We start from the raw sequence: 18974 nt of genomic DNA on the forward strand, positions 1-18974 counted from the left end.
TCATGAGGGCACGGTGACACGCGTCACACAGGTGCGGCGAGGTGCGCGGGCGGCGACTTCGGTGGCGGAGAAGCGGCCGGTATCCACGCGAAAACGTCAATGATCACGAACTGCGCCGCCGTGGCGCCATCCGCGTTCGAAGCAGCCCCGCCCTGGCCGGCCGCGGCGGTACGAGGCACCCCTCTCGGTGTTGTTGCCGGCGACCGGGGAGGCACCTGACGGGTCTCGAGGTTGCAACCTGCGTGGAGCCCTGGAGTCCGGAGATCGCGCCGGCGGCGGCAGGGAGTGAGATGACACAGGCATCGCCCCACGTGAGCCGCGGTCGCGGCACGGGCGGGACGGCCAAGGCTCAAGCCTCCCGCACAGTCTCGCCAGGAACCTGCTCGGCCAGGTCCGACTCATGAGCACCGTTGAGCACTGCATCCAGGAGCCCGGGGAAGCGAGAGTTCAGGTCTTCCCTGCGCAACTGGACGAAGTAGTTCCGCCCTTCCAGGCGAGTCCTGGTGATCCCCGCCTCACGGAGCACCCGGAAGTGGTGCGACAGCGTGGACTTGTGCACGCCTACGAGGAACTCCTCCGGCCAGCAGGGGTGGTACTCACCGTCGGCCAGCACGGTGAGCATGCGCAACCGCACCGGGTCCGCAAGCGCCCGCAGGACGTCTGTGAACGCGATGTCGCTCCCGTCCGGTTCCGCGAGGTAGCGAGCCACGGGACCTCCTCCCCCTCTTGACTACCCGGATCCTAACCGTTGCATGCAGATCAAACAGTTCCTTGACGGCGCGACACCCACCCCCTTAGTATGACACTCATCAAACAGTGAATAGCGAATGAGGGGACATGTACAGTCGCCTGCTCATCCTTACGTTAGGGACATTCTCTGTCGGTACGGACAGCTTCGTTATCGCAGGGATCCTCCCCGAAATCTCGGATTCACTCGGCGTGAGCATTTCCGCGACCGGTATGCTCATCACCGTCTTCGCCTTTTCCTATGCGATCCTGTCACCCATCGTCGCCGCGACCACAGCCCATTGGCCGCGTAAGCGGCTTCTGCTGGGTGGTCTCATCGTCCTTGCTGTCGGAAACATCCTCACCGCCGTACTACCCACTTACGGCCTGATACTGGCCAGCCGTGCGATCGCCGGTCTGGGTGCGGCCATGTTCACCCCGACCGCGAGCACGACTGCGGCGTCCCTGGTACCGCCCGAGCGACGCGGACGAGCCCTCGCGATCGTGATGGCCGGGCTCAGTGGCGCCACCGCGCTGGGCGCCCCGATCGGTACGGTCATCGGCAGCGAGGTCAACTGGCAAGCCACCTTGTGGTTCGTCGCCGTCCTGGCGGTCCTCGGGGCCATCGGTATCGGCATCCTCCTGCCCGCCGTGCCCTCTGCGCCCGCGGTCAGCCTGCGCAAGCGCATGGAGCCGCTCAAAGACGCGCGTATCGGCTTCACTCTGCTCACCACCGTGCTCGTCTTCACCGGCCTCTACACCAACTACAGCTTTGTAGCGGAGTCCTATGACCGCGCAACGGACGGCAACGGAACCACCCTGGCCGCGCTGCTCTTCATATGGGGCCTCGGAGCGACGGTCGGCAATCTCGGCGCGGGCCGCCTCACTGACAAGGTTCCGACCCGGTGGATCATCAGCGTCGCGGTGATCGTGGCCGGCATCGACTTCGCGCTCATGCCGCTGACGAATCAGCACCTTGGGACCGCCGTCGTCGCCATCTTCGTCTGGGGCGTGTGCGGTTGGGCGTCACTGGTCCCCCTTCAACACCGGCTCATCACGATCAACCCGACGCACGCGACCCTGACCATCGGTCTGAACGCGGCGGCGACGTACCTGGCAGTGTCGGCTTCCGGCCTTACGGGCGCCGCGGGCATCAGCTTGGTCGGAGTACACAACCTCAGCCTCTTCGGACTCATTTTCATCGTGCTCGGCCTGATCTCCTCCGGCATCGCGACCAGGCTCATCAAGCGAAGCAAGGACGCGGCCACGACACCGGACGCGGCACTGCAGACAGGATGACGCCCCCTCATTCGCGGGCGCCGACGCGGCAAGGGGGATTCCCGCACGTCGTGCGGGAATCCCCCTTGCCGCAGGCCAGGCGGTTCAGCCGAGGCCTGCCTCCGACGAGAGCTCTCCACCCAGGTGCGTCGCGGGCTCGGGATGCCGACCGAGGACTACCGGTAGCTTGATCAGCCCGCGCATCGGCAGCCCGGGGCGCCACTGCAACTGATCGGCGGGCGTGTCGAGCGCGAGGCCAGGGAAGGTCTCGAAGAGTGAACGGAGCGCGATGCGGCTCTCCATCCGGGCCAGCGCCGCTCCGAGGCAGAAGTGAATTCCATGCCCGAAGGCCAGGTGGCCACTGGCGCTTCGACTGATGTCGAAGCTGTCGGGGTCGCTGCAGTGCCCATGGTCCCGGTTGGCTGAGACAAGCGATACCAGGACGAGACTGCCATCACCCGGAATCAGAGTGTCGCCCACTGTTACGTCCTCGGCAGCAAACCTCCATGTTGTCGCCTCCACAGGCCCGTCCCACCGCAACGTCTCCTCAATAGCCGCGTCAAGTAGCGACCAGTCGTCGCGCACCGCGGCCAACTGATCCGGGTGGGTAAGCAGGGCGAGCGTCGCATTACCTATCAGATTGACCGTGGTCTCATGGCCGGCGAAGAGCAAAACGAATGCGGTACCCCGCAGCTCCTCGTCACTGAGCCGACTGCCGTCCTCATCAGTGACTTGGGTGAGCGTGCTGAGGACGTCATCTCCTGGAGCACGTCGCTTCTCCGCTACCAACTCGTCCAGGTAATCGTTGAGCCGCTTCGCGCTGTCGAAGTAGTCGGACGTGGGAGCATCGGAAGAGATGAGCTTGTTGGACGCGTCCTGGAAACGGTTCCGGTCGAGGGACGGCACACCGAGGATCTCGCAGATCACCGAGATGGGCAGCGGATAGGCCAACGCCTCCATGAGGTCACACCGTTCCCCTCCCGCCATGGCACCGATCAGCCCGTCTGTCATCTCCTCGATGCGCGGCCGCAGCGCCTCGATCCGGCGCGGTGTGAATGCCTTCGACACCAGCTTCCGTAGCCGGCTGTGGTCCGGGGGGTCCGCGCTGAGCATGCTCCGGCCGAACAGCTGAGTGGTGTTCCGCTCATCGCCGGTGCGCAACTTGCGCAGCTCGGGGGCGGCGAATGACCAGTCCTTCCGGAACCGGGGGTCGCTCAGTGCGACGCGCGCCTCCTCGTAGCGGACGATCAGCCACGCCGTGAGCCCGCCCGGCAGCCTCACCCGGTGGACAGGGCCTCTCCGACGCAGTTCCCGGTAGACCGCGTGAGGATTCTCGGTAAAGCATGCACCAATTTCCTCCAGATCCACTGGATCGTCGACCACGAAAAGCTCTCCCTTACTCAGAAAACTAGGCAAGCATTTCCATGTACGCTTTCCGAGCACGCGCAACGCAGGCCCGGGCAATTAGCACCGTACCGTTGTGCGCATTCACCCGTAAATTGGACTTTTGATACATGGCGCGGTGGCCGGATCCTACGCTTCCATGGTCGATGGCACACCCGGGTACCTTGCTCCTTCGGAGATTCTCCCTTCGCACCCCCGACGTTCATCGAAGGCGGAGTGAGGACGTACGCATGAGCAGCAAGAGGTGCGGGACATCCCAGATGCCCGTCACCGGGCCGGAGGTTGTCCAAGCGGGGGCCGCCCTGCCTCATCCGGTGCAGACGGCGGTCACCCCAGCGTGACCGACCGCCGCGCCGGCCGCGGACGCCGCGAGCGCGCGGCGATCACGGCCCCGCCCTCATGGCACCGCTGGTCCCCTGCCCCAGGGCCCAGACGGTCCTGCCCGCACTCCCACCGAGTCCTTGCCCGGCTCGGGTCGACGGAACATCAGGAGACAGCATGAAGTTTGGGTACCACGCCGGTTACTGGTCCGCGAAACCTCCGGTGGGGGTGGAGGGCCTCGTCGCGGAGGCCGAACGGCTCGGATTCGATTCCCTGTGGACCGCCGAGGCGTACGGGTCGGACGCCGTGGCCCCCCTCGCCTGGTGGGGCGCGAAGACGACGGCCCTCAGGCTCGGCACGGGCATTATGCAAACGTCCGCGCGCACGCCCACCGCGACGGCCATGACGGCGCTCACCCTCGACCATTTGACGGGCGGCCGGTTCGTTCTGGGACTGGGGGCTTCTGGGCCCCAAGTTGTGGAAGGCTGGTACGGCCTGCCATACCCCAAGCCGCTGGCCCGGATGCGTGAATACATCGACGTGGTGCGCGCGGTCATCGCCCGCGAGCAGCCGGTACGGTACGACGGCAAGCACTACCAGTTGCCCTACCCCGGCGGTACGGGCCTCGGAAAGCCGCTCAAGTCCACTCTTCACCCGCTGCGCCGGGAGATCCCGATTCACCTCGCCGCGGAAGGGCCCAAGAATGTGGCGCTGGCCGCCGAGATCGCGGACGGCTGGCTGCCCTTCCTGTTCTCCCCGCGCAGCAACGCGTACTACAAGGAGCGGCTGGAGGAGGGCTTCGCCCGGCGCCTCGATGCACGCTCCCCGAAGGAGGCATTCGAAGTCATTGTCAGTGCGCCCATAGCGATCGACGACGATCTCGAACGGGCCATGGACAAGGTCCGCCCCCTGATCGCGCTGTACGTCGGAGGAATGGGGGCGAAGAACGCCAACTTCCATGCGGACGTGGTGGCCCGCATGGGATACGAGGGTGATGTGGCCAAGATCCAGGAGCTTTATCTGTCCGGGCACAAACGGGAAGCGATCGCTGCCGTGCCCGCCGCCCTGATCCAGGACCTGGCCCTCGTCGGCAGCAAGGCAAAGATCCGGGACGATCTAGCCGCCTGGGACGAGAGCCTGGCCACCACCATGCTCATTCGGGACGAAGACCCTCACGTCCTGCGCACGATGGCCGAGTTGACGAGCTGACGGGCTTGTCGCTGAGGGAATGCGGAGTGGCCATGTCCTGGGTGCAGGACATGGCCACTCCGCACGTTCGGACCGGTTCAGGAGAACTCGGTGATGATGCTCTTGGTCTCCAGGTAGTTGTCCAGTACGGCGTGCCCCAGCTCGCGTCCCCATCCGGACTGCTTGTATCCGCCGAACGGCAGCGCCGAGTCGACCGCGTTCCATGTGTTGACGAACACCGTGCCCGCTCGGATCGCCGAGGCGGTGCGGAACGCCTTGTCGATGTCCCGGGTGAACACGCCGGCCGCCAGCCCGTACGGGTTGTCCTTCTCGATCGCCACGATCTCGTCCAGCGTGTCGAAGGGCAGAACCACGAGGACCGGACCGAAAATCTCCTCGGCGACGATCCTCATGCTCGGCTTGGTATCGGTGAAGATGGTGGGGGCCATGAAGTGGCCTTCGTCGCCGAGGCGTTCACCGCCAGTCACCAGGGTCGCCCCTTCCGCCACACCCGACGTGACGTAGCCCATGACGCGGTCGAGCTGCTCCGCGGAGACCAGCGGGCCCATCATGGTGGTCGGCTCGGTGCCCTTGCCCACCGTGAGCTGCTCCGCTGCGGCCTTGAGGCCCGCAACCACCTCGTCGTGCACCGGACGCTCCACGTACAGCCGGGATCCCGCGAAGCAGGTCTCGCCCTGGTTGAAGAAGATCGCCTCGGCGGACTTGGCGATCGCCCGTTCCAGATCGGCGTCGGCGTAGATGACGTTCGGAGACTTGCCGCCCAGCTCCAGCGTCACCTTCTTCACGTTGTCCGCCGAAGCCCGGATGATCTCCTTGCCGACCTCGGTCGACCCCGTGAACGCGATCTTGTCGACACCCGGGTGCGCCACCAGTGCCGCGCCTGTCGCACCGTCGCCGGTGATGATGTTGACCACTCCGTCAGGGACCCCGGCCTCCTGAATGAGTTCGCCCAGCCGCAGCGCTGTCAGGGGCGTCTGCTCGGCGGGCTTGAGGACGATGGTGCATCCCGCCGCCAGGGCGGGAGCCAGCTTCCAAGCCGCCATCAGCAGTGGGTAGTTCCAGGGCACGATCTGGCCCACCACGCCGACGGGCTCACGCTGGGTGAAGGACAGGAAGCGGCCCGGCGCCGCAGACGACATGGGGATGGTGTTGCCTTCGATCTTCGTCGCCCAGCCGGACATGTAGTGGAAGGTGTCCGCCGCCATGGGGATGTCAGCGAGGCTGGCGATGAACACGGGTTTGCCGTTGTCCCGCGACTCCAGCAGCGCCAGTTCCTCGGCGTGCTCAAGGATCAGATCGCCGATCCGGTGGATGATCCGACCTCGCGCCGCAGGCGGCAGCCCCCGCCACGCCGAACCCGGCTCAAAGGCTTCCCGGGCCGCGTTCACCGCGCGGTCCACATCCTTGCTGCCCGCCGCAGGGACCGTGGCCAGCACCTCCTCGGTGGCCGGGTCGGCCGTATCGAAGGTGGCGCCGTCGAGCGCCTCGACCCACTGACCACCGATGAGCATCTTGCGCGACTTCTGGTCGTTCGTCATTCTGACCTGCCTCTCATTATGCTGCCGTTGCGGCCTGCTCAGGCGATTTGAATTCTGCCGTCCAGACTGCCGTTCAGGACCTGGACTTCTCAACGGGAATTATCTCCGATATGTTGTTCGCGATGCGGCACTTAGCCGCTTCCTCGAATCCGAAAAGGACCCCCAGTGTCAGTGAAACCAATTTCCGTGGTCACCGGCGCGGCCCACGGTATCGGCCGGCAAACCGCTCTGCACTTGGCCAGGGCAGGCTATTTCGTGGTGGCCGCGGACCGGGATGAAGCCGTGGACGAGGTCGCCGAACTCGCGGGAGGACGTTCCGTACGGTGTGACGTCACCGACCCCCAGGCGGTACAGCAGCTCGCCCATGGCCTCGACCGGCTCGACGTGCTGGTCAACAATGCCGGGGTCTGGGAATTCATCCCGCTCGCCGAGACGACCATCGATCGTTATAGGCACGTCATGGACGTCAATGTGCTGGGGAACTTACTGTGCACGCAGGCCCTGGCACCGGTCATGGCACGCAGCGGTGGTGGCTCGATCATCAATGTCACCTCGTTTCTCGCCGAGACCACCCGGGCGGAATCCGGAATCTATCCGGCTGCCAAAGCGGCCATCAATGCACTCACCCGGCAGGCCGCCGCCGAATACGCGGAGGCAGGCATACGCGTGAATGCGGTCGGCCCGGGAATGATCCAGACCGAGGGTGCGGGAACCATGTACGGCACGACGCCGGAGGAGCGCGCCAGGCGAGGGAGTTTCCTCCCGCTCGGCAGGGTCGGCGAGCCCGAGGACATAGCCGGTGTGATCGCGTTTCTCGCTTCGGACGAGGCGCGCTACATCACCGGCCAGGTCCTCTATGCCGATGGCGGGATCGGCCTGGGAACGATGAAGTTCCTGCGCCAGGCATGGGCCAGGTGACCGGTCCCGGCGCCGGGCCGTGAGCGCGGTAGCCGGCTGCCGCCCCGAGGGGCGGCAGCCACGCCGTGGGTCGATCCCGGCGGCGGGCGTGGGCTCGGTCCCGGTCAGCGCACCAGCCCGGTGTGGAACTGACCGTGAAAGTCGTTGGGAATGTGGTGCGGCACATGGGCTCGCCCCAGCTCCTCGAACGACCGCGCGTCAAGGACGAGCATGAAGGACCGGCCGACCTTGGCGTCGAGCACGCCCGACAGCAGGACGCCGTCGTCCTCCCCGGTGGCTCCGGGACGCTGGACGAAGACTCCTTCGCTGGGGAAACAGCCCTTCTCGTACCACGTCTTGCTCGTGCCTTCGACGATGTCCAGCTTGGAGAGCCGGTTCATCGCCATGAGGCTACGCGGCGAGGAGCTGATCCCGTAGGCGTAGCGGTAACGCCGTCCGTTGTGGCCACGGTAGTTGATGGTCGGCATCTCAATGCCCCGGTCGGCGAGCTGTTCCCATCCGATCGTGCTGCGGGAGTCGGCCATCGGCAGGGTATAGCGGCGCAGCGCGTAACCGTACGCATCGAGGTCGAACTGCCCCTGGGTGGGCGGCAACCCGAGCACGGACTCGTACGGGGTGTGGGTGGCGGCGATGTCCACGAGGATGTCATTGCCGACCTCGACGGCGTTGACATGGTGGAAGGCGAAGAACGCTTCGCTCTCGAAGGTCCGGGTGACCTTGCCGGCTCGCTTGTCGACCACCAGGAATCGGGCCGGGCGCTCGGGCTGCCAGCTGAAGCAGGCCACGAACGGGTAGCCGGGCTGCTTGAACTTCTCCGTGTCGATCACCACGGGGAACTCCACGAGTACCACGTAGTTCTCAGTCACGGCGAAGCTGTGCATGTAGCACGGCTCGTCGACGTCGACGATGGCCAGCGGCTTTTGCACCGCTTCCTTCTCCGGGATGTAGAACACCTGGTAGGCGTTACCATCCTTCATCTTCGTGGTGTAGTTGATCAGTACCCGCTGATGGAAGTCGAAGTGCGGGTGCGGCGTGGAGGTCTCGCCGAGCAGTTGGTTCTCGAAGGTGAACTCGCCGTGTGCCTCCAGTTTCAGTGGGTCGAACTCCATCCACATCGGCTGCTCGTTGAAGGCGAAGAACTTTTCGGCGATCTTGGTGATATTGACGCTGGGGTTATCGCTGATGTTGGGCGAGTAGGCGGCGAAGTGACGGCCGAAGAGCTTCTCACAGGGATCGATGTCGAGCCCATATTGCTTGCCGTAGAACTGCTGCTTGTTCTCCCAGAGGTCGTATGCCGTGGTGCGCAGGAACCTGTTGACGTAGGAGACCTGGCCATTGCTGAACGAGTAGGAGTGGAGCATGCCCAGCCCATTGAACCAGTGCGTCAGGCGACGGTCCCCGAGGTCGAACTTGGCCGGGCCGTTACGAATCAAGGTTCCGGTCAGCCAGTCCGGTATACGTCCGGTGATGGGAAGGCGGTCGATGCTGACCTCTTGATCCAGGCTCTGATAACCGGGAAACTCCTTCGGCAGCGGCGAGGGGCCGGCCGGAATCGTCATCTTCTGCGGGAGGACCGGCAGATCCGATCCGGTGTCGGTGCTCATATGGCTCCTGTCTCCATGCGTGGTCGGGCGCGGCCTTGGCAAGGGCTTCATTCGATCCGTGACGGCGGGATGATGGAGTCCGCGGACCAAGCCAGTCCGGCGACTTCGAGTACGGCCCCGTGGGTCCGGGCATCGATCACTGTCCAGTCCTGGCCCGTGGGACTGCCGTGCAGCCCCACCCGGACGGGCCTCGGCCTCCCCGTCGGGAGGAACGTGATACGTCTGACGGTCAGCAGCTCCGGGGCCACGGCGCGGTGCGCGGTGTGCCACCAGATGTTCTCCAGCGCAGCCAGCGGGAGTCCGGCAGCAGGGGGGTGGGCCACGGTCCACAGGTCGCTGGCCGCGCTCTCCCGGATTTCGGCGAAATGGCCGCCGTTCTGATCGGTCCGCCAATGCGCCAGTGGCAGCAGCAGGCCCCGCCAGCGCAGTAGTCCGGCGGTCTCGGACAGATGCCGGCCGCGACCGCCCGTGATCGGGCGGAGGGCGGGAGCGGGATGGGTGACCGTCTTCCCCTCCGGCTCGTACACCAGTCGGAGCCGGGCCACGGTTTCCGCGTCCTGGTCGCGGTGGTAGCGCACATCGACGACCCAGCGGCTGTCTTCGTAACGTCCCGTCATGTCGCGCCGGACGGTGTAGCCGAGCCCCGCCGCTCGGAGGTCCCTCATGCGTACGGCCAGGTCTTCGATACCCGTCAGGTGTGTCGCGGCCGGGCTGTCCGGCTCCAGCCAGCCGGCTGCTTGTACGGCGTTCTCCAGAAGGAGGGCCACGGGCACGGCTTCGGAGTTCTCGACGAGGAAATCACCGAGCACCGGAGCGGCGGTGCGGTCGAAGGTGACGACGGCTGTCTGGGACCGCGAGGGCCGATGAGTGCGGGGCTCCCCCAGGTGAAAGAGGCGGGGCAGGAGGTCAGCGAAGCCGGGGAGGTCGGGTGTGGGGGGATAGCCGCGTGCCTGGATGGGGCCCAGGGCGCGGCCGAGCGGGCCGACGAAGGTGGTCTCCCCCGACGTGCCGCTGGTCAGTTCGGTCTTCCACAACCGCAGTCCTTCGTCGATGTCGAGTGCCGCCATGTACCGCAGGGTCGCCTCGAAGTTGGCGATCATGCCGAGCTGGTTCCAGGTCGGCCAGCACAACGTCATCACCGGGAAAGGGACCTGGCGGTCGGCCCACAGTCCGAGCCGAGCCAGTCCCTCGTTCGCGGCGCTGTAGTCCAGCTGTCCTGTCATGCCCCCCAGACGGCCGGTGAGCGAGCCGACATTGCAGAAGAACTTCAGTGACAGGTGGCGCACCTGCTCGAACAAGGTCACAAAGGAGTCGACCTTGGTCGCGACGGTATGGAGGAAGTCCTCGTCGGTCTTCTTCGGAAGCCGGACCGGCTTGTCGACGCCCGCGTTGTGGATCACCCCGCTGAGCGGCCGGCCGAGCCGGGCTACCAGGTCTTCGACCTGCTCCGCGTCGGTGAAGTCACAGCGTTCGTAGGACAGCTGGAGACCGGCGGCCCGCGCCTCCTCCATGTTGCGTGCGAGATCCCGGAGCTGCCGGATTCGGTGGAGTTCGGTCCGCACGTCGGCCAGACCGGCACCACCCGGACGCCGGACCCACATGTCGCGCTCGTACGCCTTGAATTCCGTATCGGACAGCCCCATCCACGGCTCCGTGCCGCTCGGCAGGCGCTGCCGGCCCGTCACCACCACGCGGCACCCGAACTCCTCGGCGAGGGACGTGGCGAGCCTGAAACCGATGCCGCGTCCGCCGCCCGAGACGAGCACCACGTCGTCCGCTCCGAGACGAACGGCCGCGGGGGCCGGCGCCTCACTCCGGGCCCGCAGGCTGTACCGCCGGCCCGCCCGATAGCCGATCTCGAACAGGCCCCACCGGTACAGCTCACGGGTGATCACCGACGGGAGTTCGTCGACGTCGTCAGGGGCCACATCCAGGACCCGGGTGTTGCAGTTGGGGATCTCCCTGTGGAGGGTCTTGGCCAGCCCGGCCCAGATGCCGCCGAGCGGCTGGGACGACGGTTCGTCGCCGTATCCCATGCGGCCGTTGAGGTAGGTCACCGCGACGTAAAAGATCCGGTCGGTCGCTTCCTGCTCGGCCCACTGGCGGTAGCAGGCCCGTATCGCGGCGACCGAGCTCAGCAGGCGGTCGCGGTAGCCATGGTGCTCCGTGGGAACGAAGGGCTCGCCCAGGGTCAGATCCACCAGTCCGTCAGGTACCTGGCCCTGGACCGTCCACGGTCCCGAAGTACCCGAGGCCACAACGACGAGCGCCCCGGCGGAACGCAGCTCGGCGGCGACCCGCGCCGCAAGCACCGGCCTGCCCCCCAGGACCACGATCCGGGCGCCGCGCAGCCGCGGGGACGGCATTACGGGCAGGCCGGGCTGGGGCACGAGCTGCCAGACCATCCGACGCACCGGGGCCACGGGCGGCGGGGAACTCCCCGCCGCCGTCGCGGTCTCCCGCAGTGCCGGCGCCAGGGGCACGGCCATGGCCGTCATACCGAGGTCACCTGCTGGTCGTTGGGCTTGACCGTCATCAGGACGCGCGGGAGCGGGCGCAGCGAGACCAGCGCCCCGGGCGTCACCGGGTGGCCGGCAACCAGGCTGAGGCGGAAGCGCTGGGTGATCATCGCTACCGCGAGCTGGATCTCCAGGAGTGCCAGGTCCATGCCGATGCACTTGCGCGCCCCGCCACCGAAGGGGAAGTAGTCGTACCGGTCCCGGCCGCTCTTGCCACTCACCGGGCAGAACCGCTCCGGGTCGAAGGCCTCCGGGTCCTCCCAGCTGTCCTTGTTGTGGTGGGCCGCGTACGTGGGCACCAGAATCGTGCTGCCTGCCGGGATGTGGTACCCGTTGATGTTGTCCTCGGCGATCGCGTCCCTGGGGAAGACCCAGATCGGCGGGTACATCCGCAGCGACTCGTCCACGACCTGACGCAGATAGGGCAGCTGGGGCAGGTCCTCGGCGCTGGGCACACGGCCGCCGAGCACCGACTCCAGTTCGGCTGCCAGCTTGCGGCGCACGTCCGGGTACTTGGCGATCGCGTAGAGCGTCCAGGTCAGCGCGCACCCCGTCGTCTCGTGCCCGGCCAGGAACAGGGTTTTCAGCTCGGCCCTGATCTGCCGCTGGGTGAAGGGCTTGCCCGTGACCTGATGCGTGGCGTTGAGCAGGGCCGTGACGACGCTGTCCGCGCTACCCCGCCCCTGGCGGTGCAGATCGATGATCTCGTCCATGACGTCGTTCAGCACGCCCTGGTGACGCTTGAGGTCACGCTGATACTTGGTGGGTACCCACTTCGGCATCATCTGTTTGACTTCGCCGGTCAGGATCATCGCCTTGAGCGAGAAACGGACCGCGGGCATCAGGCGCTCTGCGTAGTCGCGGAGATCGACGCCGTAGAGCAGGCGGCCGAGTACCCCCATCGCCAGCCACATCATGTCGTCCGTGACGTCGGTTTCCCTGCCCGACTTGGCGACGTCCTCCCACTTGTCCAGCAACTCGTCGACGGTGGTGGTGATCACCGGAGAGTTGGCGCGCAACTTGGCCCGATGGAAGAACGGCTGGCTCACCGCTCTGCGCGTCTTCCACTCCGCACCGTCGGTGGTGAGCATGCCGCGGCCGAAGAACAGGTTGAACCCTCTGTAGAACTTTCCGCGCTCATAGTTCGCCGAGTTGTCCTGCAGGACGTGCTTGACGTGTTCAGGGCGCGTGATCTGGTGGACGAGGTAGGGCCCCATCTTCATCCGGACGATCCCGCCGTACCGGTTCTGCATCTCCATCAGCAGCTTCAGGGTGTCCTTCTTGAAACTGCTCAGGGCGCCGAACAGCACTCCCCCATCGGGTCCCGGTGCGCTGCGGGTCGGGCCGGCTTCGGGCACGGAATTCTCCTTGGCTGCCATCAGCGCACCGCCGTCACAAGCTCGGCCGCGTTCGGTCGAGAGGTCGGGGAACCGCCGGCATCATCGTCGAGGCGTTCTTCGTTCGGTAAGGAGAAACGGCCGGTCCGGTGGTCGACGTAGCCGATGACCGTCCCTCGTAGGTCCTTCATCTGCGCAATGACACGTCCGTCGGAAGTGGCTGCCACGAAGCGGTTGTCCGGGGTGTCTCCCGGCATGTTGAACTCCACCGGCGTGCAGAACAGCTCCAACGAGCCATACCGCTCCACGAGCTCCTTGTCATTGCCTCGCTCGTAGAGATCGATCCGGCGAATGGACAGCGGCGCGGCGATCGGTACCAAGTGTCCGTCGACGAGGTTCAGCACACCCGTCCTGGCGAGCCCGTCGAGAAGGATCGAAGGTGTGATGAACCGGGACCACACCGGATCGTCGGCGGGGAGATCCAATCGGTAGGTGGCTCGTTTGCCCTGGGCGGTGAGACGAGTGTCCGTGGTGGATACGAACGGTCCGGTCAGCCGCACCGGGGATGCCTCGGCGTGGTACGGGTCAGGGACCGGCTGCGCGTCCGAGTCGTCCCAGTGCTCCCACCGCGGTGGGGCCGGGAAGTCCTCGCGCAGCAGCACCTTGGCGACGAAATGCGTCCTGTCCTTGACCAGCAGCACCCCGCTGGGTGATACGACGTCGGTGGTGATCCGCACCTCGACCGTGGTCAAGTCCTGCCTACGGTCGAGCACGCGCGCAGTGATCCGCTTCGGTGTGTTCCTGCCTGCGCCGTGGGCGCGCAGAAAGTGCTGGAACTCCAGGTCCTCGTATGCGACCACCTGCTTGTCCGGCTCCAGGAACCGCGCTGCCTCGCCCGCGATCTCGGTGACGAAGGTGCCCGGCAACGTGGGCGCGTCCCGGACCAGATGGTGGTGCAGGTACGCGTCGGTCTCCAGGTCGAAGGTGCACTCGAACGTGGCTTCGTCATCGTCGTGGGAGATCATGCGCCGTAGGTAGAAGCCCTGGGGTCGGTGCGTGCCGCTGCCGGCCACCGAGGCGTCGCCACCGGTTCCGTACCCGGGGTAGAAGCGTTCGACGGTGGCTTCCTCGGCCGATCCGATGTGCACCACGGAGGGTTGCCGGTTCGGCGCGTGCAGTTCCCGTATGAAGTGGTGCGTGCCCTCGGCCACGGCCATGTGGCTGTAGGAACCGGCGCGCTGGAAATACGCCTTGGTCAGCTCGTTGGCGCCCATTCCGGTGCCGTCCCACAGGGTCCATCCGATGGTGAACTCCGCCTCCTGCGCCGCCTTTGCGCAGAAGGTGGCCGCGGAGGCGAGGAAGTCGTTGCCCGTGGCGTAATCGGGCTCCCCCACCTGACCGAAATATCCCAGCAGAGACCCGAAGTTGCACCAGATGCGGGGCCTGGTCCCGCCGAACGCCCGCTTCAGGTTGTGGTAGCTGCGCAGCTTGAGGTCCCGGATCGCGGTGAACTCGGCGAAGTCCTTGTCCCTGATCGACGCGGACCGGTTGCGCCCTGCCGCGTTGATGAGTAGGTCCACGCTCTTCTCCTGGGCAAGGACCTTGGTCACGACATCCTTGACCGCTGCCTGATCTTGCACGTCGCAGGCGAAGTAGGTGACCCTGCCGGCGCCGCACTGTGCTTCCATCTCCGCGATGTTGCGGCGCGCCGCGCGCGCGTCCACCATGCGGTCGAACTCGCGGTTGGCCTGGGCCACGGTCCGGCCAGCCGCAACACTCCTGCGGATATGGGTCGGCCGCGTGGCCGCGAAGGTGTCGTCGTCGCCGGAGAACACCTCGGCTGGATAGCTGTCCAGCGGGTTGCTCCCCACCAGATAGATCCGCGGTGCAAAGCACTCCGCCACGCTCTTGACCACTTCGGCGGTGATACCGCGGGCTCCGCCGAAGGCCAGCACCACGGAATCGCGGTTCAGCTGTGCTGCGTGGTCTCCTGAGAGGTCGACTGCCTCGTCAACCAGGCGGTAGCCCTTCCTGGTGCCCTCGTCCTCGAACACGATCGGGAACGTACGGGCCATTCTGCTTTCCTGCTCGGCGAGCAGCGCCCCCTTACGCGCCCTTTGCGCCGAGGTGAACAGCCCAAAGGTCAGGCATTTCGGCAGTTCCAGGAAAGCGCACTTCACCAGACCGGAGAACATGCCGGTGAAGGCATGCGGCACGTCGCCCTGCAAGGCACCCAGCATCAGGGCGATGAACGACGAGTCCTCGGTGTCGAGATCGTCGAAGCATGCCTGGAGGGTCAGGAACGTCGCGTCGTGCAGAGCCGTCAGGGTGTCGCTGCCGGTGGCGAGGGACCGCGGCAGTGGAGCGGAGCGGGTCAGGTCCGTGACGACACGGACGTGCCGTACGGGGTGGCCGTGAGTGTCCAGAGCCGCACGCACCGTTTCCGGTGACACCTCGGGGAGATGCAGCCAACCGGGTCGGGTCACGTCCACCTTGGCGGTGGAGAGCACCAGGGCGTCATCGGGCAGATGCCGCAGGCTGGCTCCGAGATCCGGCAGGTCGGTGAGGACGACCACGCCCGGCGGCAGGAACGCGACGCGGTCGCGCGTCTCGATCGACGGAAGTTCGTCGAGGACCGGTACCCGGCGGCGTACCTGGAGAGGCCGGCCGGGAGCGAATTCCTCGTTGTCGGCGAATTTCTCTGGGACCAAGGACCCTTCGGGGGCGCCGGGCCGGTGCGTGGTCTCCGTCTCTGCTTCCCTGGAAGGCGGCTCGGCCGCGTACGCACCCGTCACCGTGAGGTGCAACTCCGTGGTGGTGGTGCCGTGGCCGCCGTCGCTGATGACGGTCACCTGGCCGGCGGGCCGATGCAGCGCGTCGAGCAGGGCGAGCCCGCCCGCAGCGCCCAGGTAACGGGCACGTTCGTAGGTGCCCGCGCCGCATTCGATGACGCTGGTACCAGAGGCCACTGCGCCGTCCGCGGTCAGGCCGTCCACGAAGCCGAGGATCGGCAGCCCGGCCTTGCGTGCGGTCGTCTCGGTCGCAAGGCCGAACAGGAAGGCGCCCTCCGCGAGTTCCCTGGTGTCCTCGAAGGACGGGCCGAACAGGTCGGACAGCACGGTGCGGTACTCCGGCAGGCTGTTGCCGTTGATGCCACCCGCGAGCGCGAAGTCCAGTTCGCCGCTCTGCAGATACCGGCAGGCTGTCTCCACCGCGGTGAGCGCGGAGGAAAAGCCCGAGTCCAGTGTGATGTTGGGGCCCCGGAGGTCGAAATAGTTGGCCACTCGGGCCGAGATGACATTCGGCATCATGCCCGGGAACGAGTCCTCATTGGAGGGCGGTATCTGGTCGCGTACCTGCTCCCGGAGTCGGCTGATCACGTCGTCCAGCAAGCCCGGCGCGACGCCCTTCGTCTTCTGCCGCAGTGCCTCGGCGATGTCGTCGAGGTAGCAGCGATTGGCGTACAGCATGGCGGCTCGGGTCGGCCCCATGTTCCCGACGAAGACGCCCGTCGTACGGCTGTGTTCCTCCCAGAACTCGGTGAACTGATCGCGCAGGTCGTGAGCGCACTCCAGGATCATCAGCTGGCAGCGGTCGATGGCGCGCACCGTCTTGGGAGGGAGCCGGACCTTTTTGAACGACGGCGCGGGATAGAATTCACCGAAGCTGCTCTGCGGTCGCGCCCCACCACGGGAGAGCCAGCTGCGCACCTCTTCGCGCGAATCCACTCCGGGGACATGGGCGGACCAGGCCACGATGGCCACCCGTTCTGCTGCAGAGGGCGCGACGAGCTGCACCGGCTCCCGGTCGGAATCCTGCTCCGTGGCCTTCTGATACTCCTGCACAATCAGATGTGCGTTGGTACCGCCGAAGCCGAATCCGGATACGGCCGCACTGCGTATCCGTCCCGGTTCAGCCGGCCAGGGAACCGCCTTCTTCGGAATCTCCAATTCCGACTTCTCCAGCTGGAAGTCGGGGTTCGGAGCGTTGAACCGGTACTGGTGGGGAATCGTCTCATGCTCCATGCCCAGGATCGCCTCGATGACCGAGACGACGCCGGCCGCCCATCCAGTGTGGCCGATCAGGGATTTGTTGGACGTCACATAGCTGGTCCGCTGGGTGCCGAAGTGCTTGCGCAGGGTGGTGAATTCCGCGAGATCGCCGGCGGGGGTACCAGTGGCATGCGCGATGATCCAGTCCACGTCACGACCCGAGACACCAGCGTCCAGGGCTCGCTGCACGGCGAGGTCCTGGCCGTCCGAGTTGGGGGCGTAGATCGCCTTGCCCTTACCGTCCGAAGACGAGCCGAACGCCTTGATGACGGCCAGTACCCGGTCGCCGTCCCGCTGTGCCTGGCGCAGCCGCTTGAGCACGATCACACCGGCCCCATCGGCAAAGATCACGCCGTCTGCCTCAGCGTCCAGCGAATGCACGGCACCACGCTTGGACAGCCCCTGCAGCTTGGAGAACAGGACCGTGCCACGGGGCGCCAGGGCGAACGCTCCGCCGCACACCGCGATGTCGTGCTTGCCCATCAACAGGCCCTTGATGCCGATGTCGATGGCGTACAGGGACGACGAGCAGGCGGTGTCGACCATCTGCAACTCGGTGTCGTCCGGCAGGATTCCGTCCATCGCCACCTGGCCCACGCGGTGCGGGAGAAACCGGGAAGAGCCCCTTCCGCCGCGCCAATACCGCTCGCGCAGAGTGTCCTTCAGCATGACAAGCAGCTGTTCTCGCTCGGAGTCTGTCGCGTTCAGGTCATGAATGATCTTCTCGGCGCGCTGGCTGATGCCGGTGATGACTCCGGCCTCCTCCAGGTGCTGGCTGCCGTCTGGCGTGTATCCGACGAGGAAGGAGTACCGGTCGCTTTCACCACGGCGCACGCCGTCCAACGCCTGCACCATGGAGTGACGCAGCCACATCGTGGTCAGCTCATGGTCCTTGGGGTCGCCAAGGCCCTCCAGCGCGGCGCCCTCCGGCTCGAAATCCGTGATGAATACGCACGTGTCTTGATAGGACTTGTCCTCGGCGGAGGTGTCGGACGAAAAGAAGGGCGGGCGCTCCCAGCGCTCCTCCGGTACAGGTACGAACAGTTCGGCGCCAGTGGTGCGCAGCTGCCAGAACTCCGATGGACTGTTCGCCCCAGCAACGGCCATGCCCATGCCAACGATGGCAATGTCGTCCGAGCCTGCGTCGTCGAAGGGCGGCTCGGTCGGGGCGGCAGCAGCGACCGTGTCACTGGTTTCGTCGGCCCTCCGGCTGACCGCCGCGCCGACCCGGGGGACATCGACGGCCGGCGCGGCGGAGTCTACCGAGGGAGGCGGGGAGAGCAGCGGGGCGCCCAAGGTGAGGCCACCATCTGCGAGGACGGTCTGTCCGGTGATCCAACGAGACTCATCAGACGCGAGAAAGGCGACGACATCGGCGAATTCCGCGGCCGTGCCCAGCCTGCCCAGCGGTGTGGCGGCGCTGATGACCTGCTGCATCTCCTCGGCGCGCGGGAACGCGTCGGCCACCTCACTGACCAGCATGGCCGCGGAGGCAGTGTTCACGCGAATATTGAGCGGCGCGAACTCCACGGCCAGGTAGCGCGTCACCGCCTCTGCAGCTGCCTTCGCCGGTGCGCAGGCCAGATAGTTGGCCATCACCATCTGTGAACCGCCCAGGGCGGACACCGTGACGATCGAGCCTCCGCCACGCCGTGCCATGAGGGGGGCCGCTGCCCGTGAAACCCGCAGAGAACCCTTGTAGTTGGTGTCGATGGCCTTGTCGAGGTGCTCGTCGGTGACCTCGCCGACCGGCACCAGGGCCCCACTGGCCGCATTGTTCACCAGGATGTCCAGATAGCCGAAGCGCTCATCGATCTCGGCGAACATCCGGTCGACCTGTTCCTGGCGAGCGACGGAGGCACGGATGAGCGTCACCTGCCCACCAGCTCTCTCCAGCTCGGCCTTGGTCTGCCGGGCAGCCTCGGCGGAATGGAAGTAGTTGATGATGACATGTGCGCCACGGCTGGCCAGCGCCTTTGATATCCCTTTTCCAACGTTCCTGGCGCCGCCGGTGACCAATGCGACTTTACCCTTGAGATCCTGCACGAAAGTTACTCCTCGCCCTGCT

The 18974-nt window shown here is 66.3% G+C and carries 10 protein-coding genes; 3 read left to right on the top strand and 7 right to left on the bottom strand.

Going from position 1 to position 18974, the window contains the following annotated elements:
• Positions 1-349: 349 nt before the first annotated feature.
• Complete coding sequence (locus tag ABZ386_RS35535) at positions 350-709, bottom strand: metalloregulator ArsR/SmtB family transcription factor (RefSeq protein WP_351345279.1); 360 nt, start codon at positions 707-709, stop codon at positions 350-352.
• A gap of 128 nt (positions 710-837) precedes the next feature.
• Between ABZ386_RS35535 and ABZ386_RS35540 the strand changes: the two genes are divergently transcribed.
• Complete coding sequence (locus ABZ386_RS35540; RefSeq protein ID WP_351345282.1) at positions 838-2025, top strand: MFS transporter; 1188 nt, start codon at positions 838-840, stop codon at positions 2023-2025.
• An 84-nt stretch (positions 2026-2109) separates the two neighbouring features.
• Here ABZ386_RS35540 and ABZ386_RS35545 read toward each other — a convergent pair whose 3' ends face one another.
• The gene (locus ABZ386_RS35545) at positions 2110-3387 is read right to left on the bottom strand and encodes a cytochrome P450 (protein WP_351345285.1); all 1278 of its coding nucleotides are present in this window, start codon (positions 3385-3387) and stop codon (positions 2110-2112) included.
• A 519-nt stretch (positions 3388-3906) separates the two neighbouring features.
• On the opposite strand from ABZ386_RS35545, the gene ABZ386_RS35550 reads away from it, so the two are divergent.
• Complete coding sequence (locus ABZ386_RS35550; RefSeq protein ID WP_351345288.1) at positions 3907-4938, top strand: LLM class F420-dependent oxidoreductase; 1032 nt, start codon at positions 3907-3909, stop codon at positions 4936-4938.
• A gap of 77 nt (positions 4939-5015) precedes the next feature.
• Here the strand turns inward: ABZ386_RS35550 and ABZ386_RS35555 are convergent, their stop codons facing one another.
• Complete coding sequence (locus tag ABZ386_RS35555; protein WP_358967716.1) at positions 5016-6476, bottom strand: aldehyde dehydrogenase family protein; 1461 nt, start codon at positions 6474-6476, stop codon at positions 5016-5018.
• A 171-nt stretch (positions 6477-6647) separates the two neighbouring features.
• Between ABZ386_RS35555 and ABZ386_RS35560 the strand changes: the two genes are divergently transcribed.
• On the top strand, positions 6648-7394 hold the full coding sequence (locus ABZ386_RS35560) for an SDR family oxidoreductase (RefSeq protein ID WP_351345294.1): 747 nt from the start codon (positions 6648-6650) through the stop codon (positions 7392-7394).
• A gap of 104 nt (positions 7395-7498) precedes the next feature.
• Here ABZ386_RS35560 and ABZ386_RS35565 read toward each other — a convergent pair whose 3' ends face one another.
• Genes ABZ386_RS35565 through ABZ386_RS35580 form a run of 4 tightly spaced genes read right to left on the bottom strand, consistent with a single transcriptional unit; the run spans position 7499 to position 18952 of the window.
• Positions 7499-8998: a carotenoid oxygenase family protein gene (locus ABZ386_RS35565; RefSeq protein ID WP_351345297.1), complete on the bottom strand. Its 1500-nt coding sequence runs from the start codon at positions 8996-8998 to the stop codon at positions 7499-7501.
• Positions 8999-9045: 47 nt separating this feature from the next.
• On the bottom strand, positions 9046-11496 hold the full coding sequence (locus ABZ386_RS35570; protein ID WP_358967719.1) for a KR domain-containing protein: 2451 nt from the start codon (positions 11494-11496) through the stop codon (positions 9046-9048).
• The gene (locus ABZ386_RS35575; protein ID WP_351345303.1) at positions 11493-12875 is read right to left on the bottom strand and encodes a cytochrome P450; all 1383 of its coding nucleotides are present in this window, start codon (positions 12873-12875) and stop codon (positions 11493-11495) included. The genes ABZ386_RS35570 and ABZ386_RS35575 overlap by 4 nt, the downstream gene beginning before the upstream one ends.
• A gap of 20 nt (positions 12876-12895) precedes the next feature.
• Entirely contained in the window at positions 12896-18952 is a 6057-nt protein-coding gene (locus tag ABZ386_RS35580) for an SDR family oxidoreductase (protein WP_358967722.1), read from the bottom strand.
• Positions 18953-18974 lie beyond the last annotated feature (22 nt).

The sequence above is a fragment of the Streptomyces sp. NPDC006140 genome (genome assembly GCF_040628815.1).
Lineage (GTDB): Bacteria > Actinomycetota > Actinomycetes > Streptomycetales > Streptomycetaceae > Streptomyces.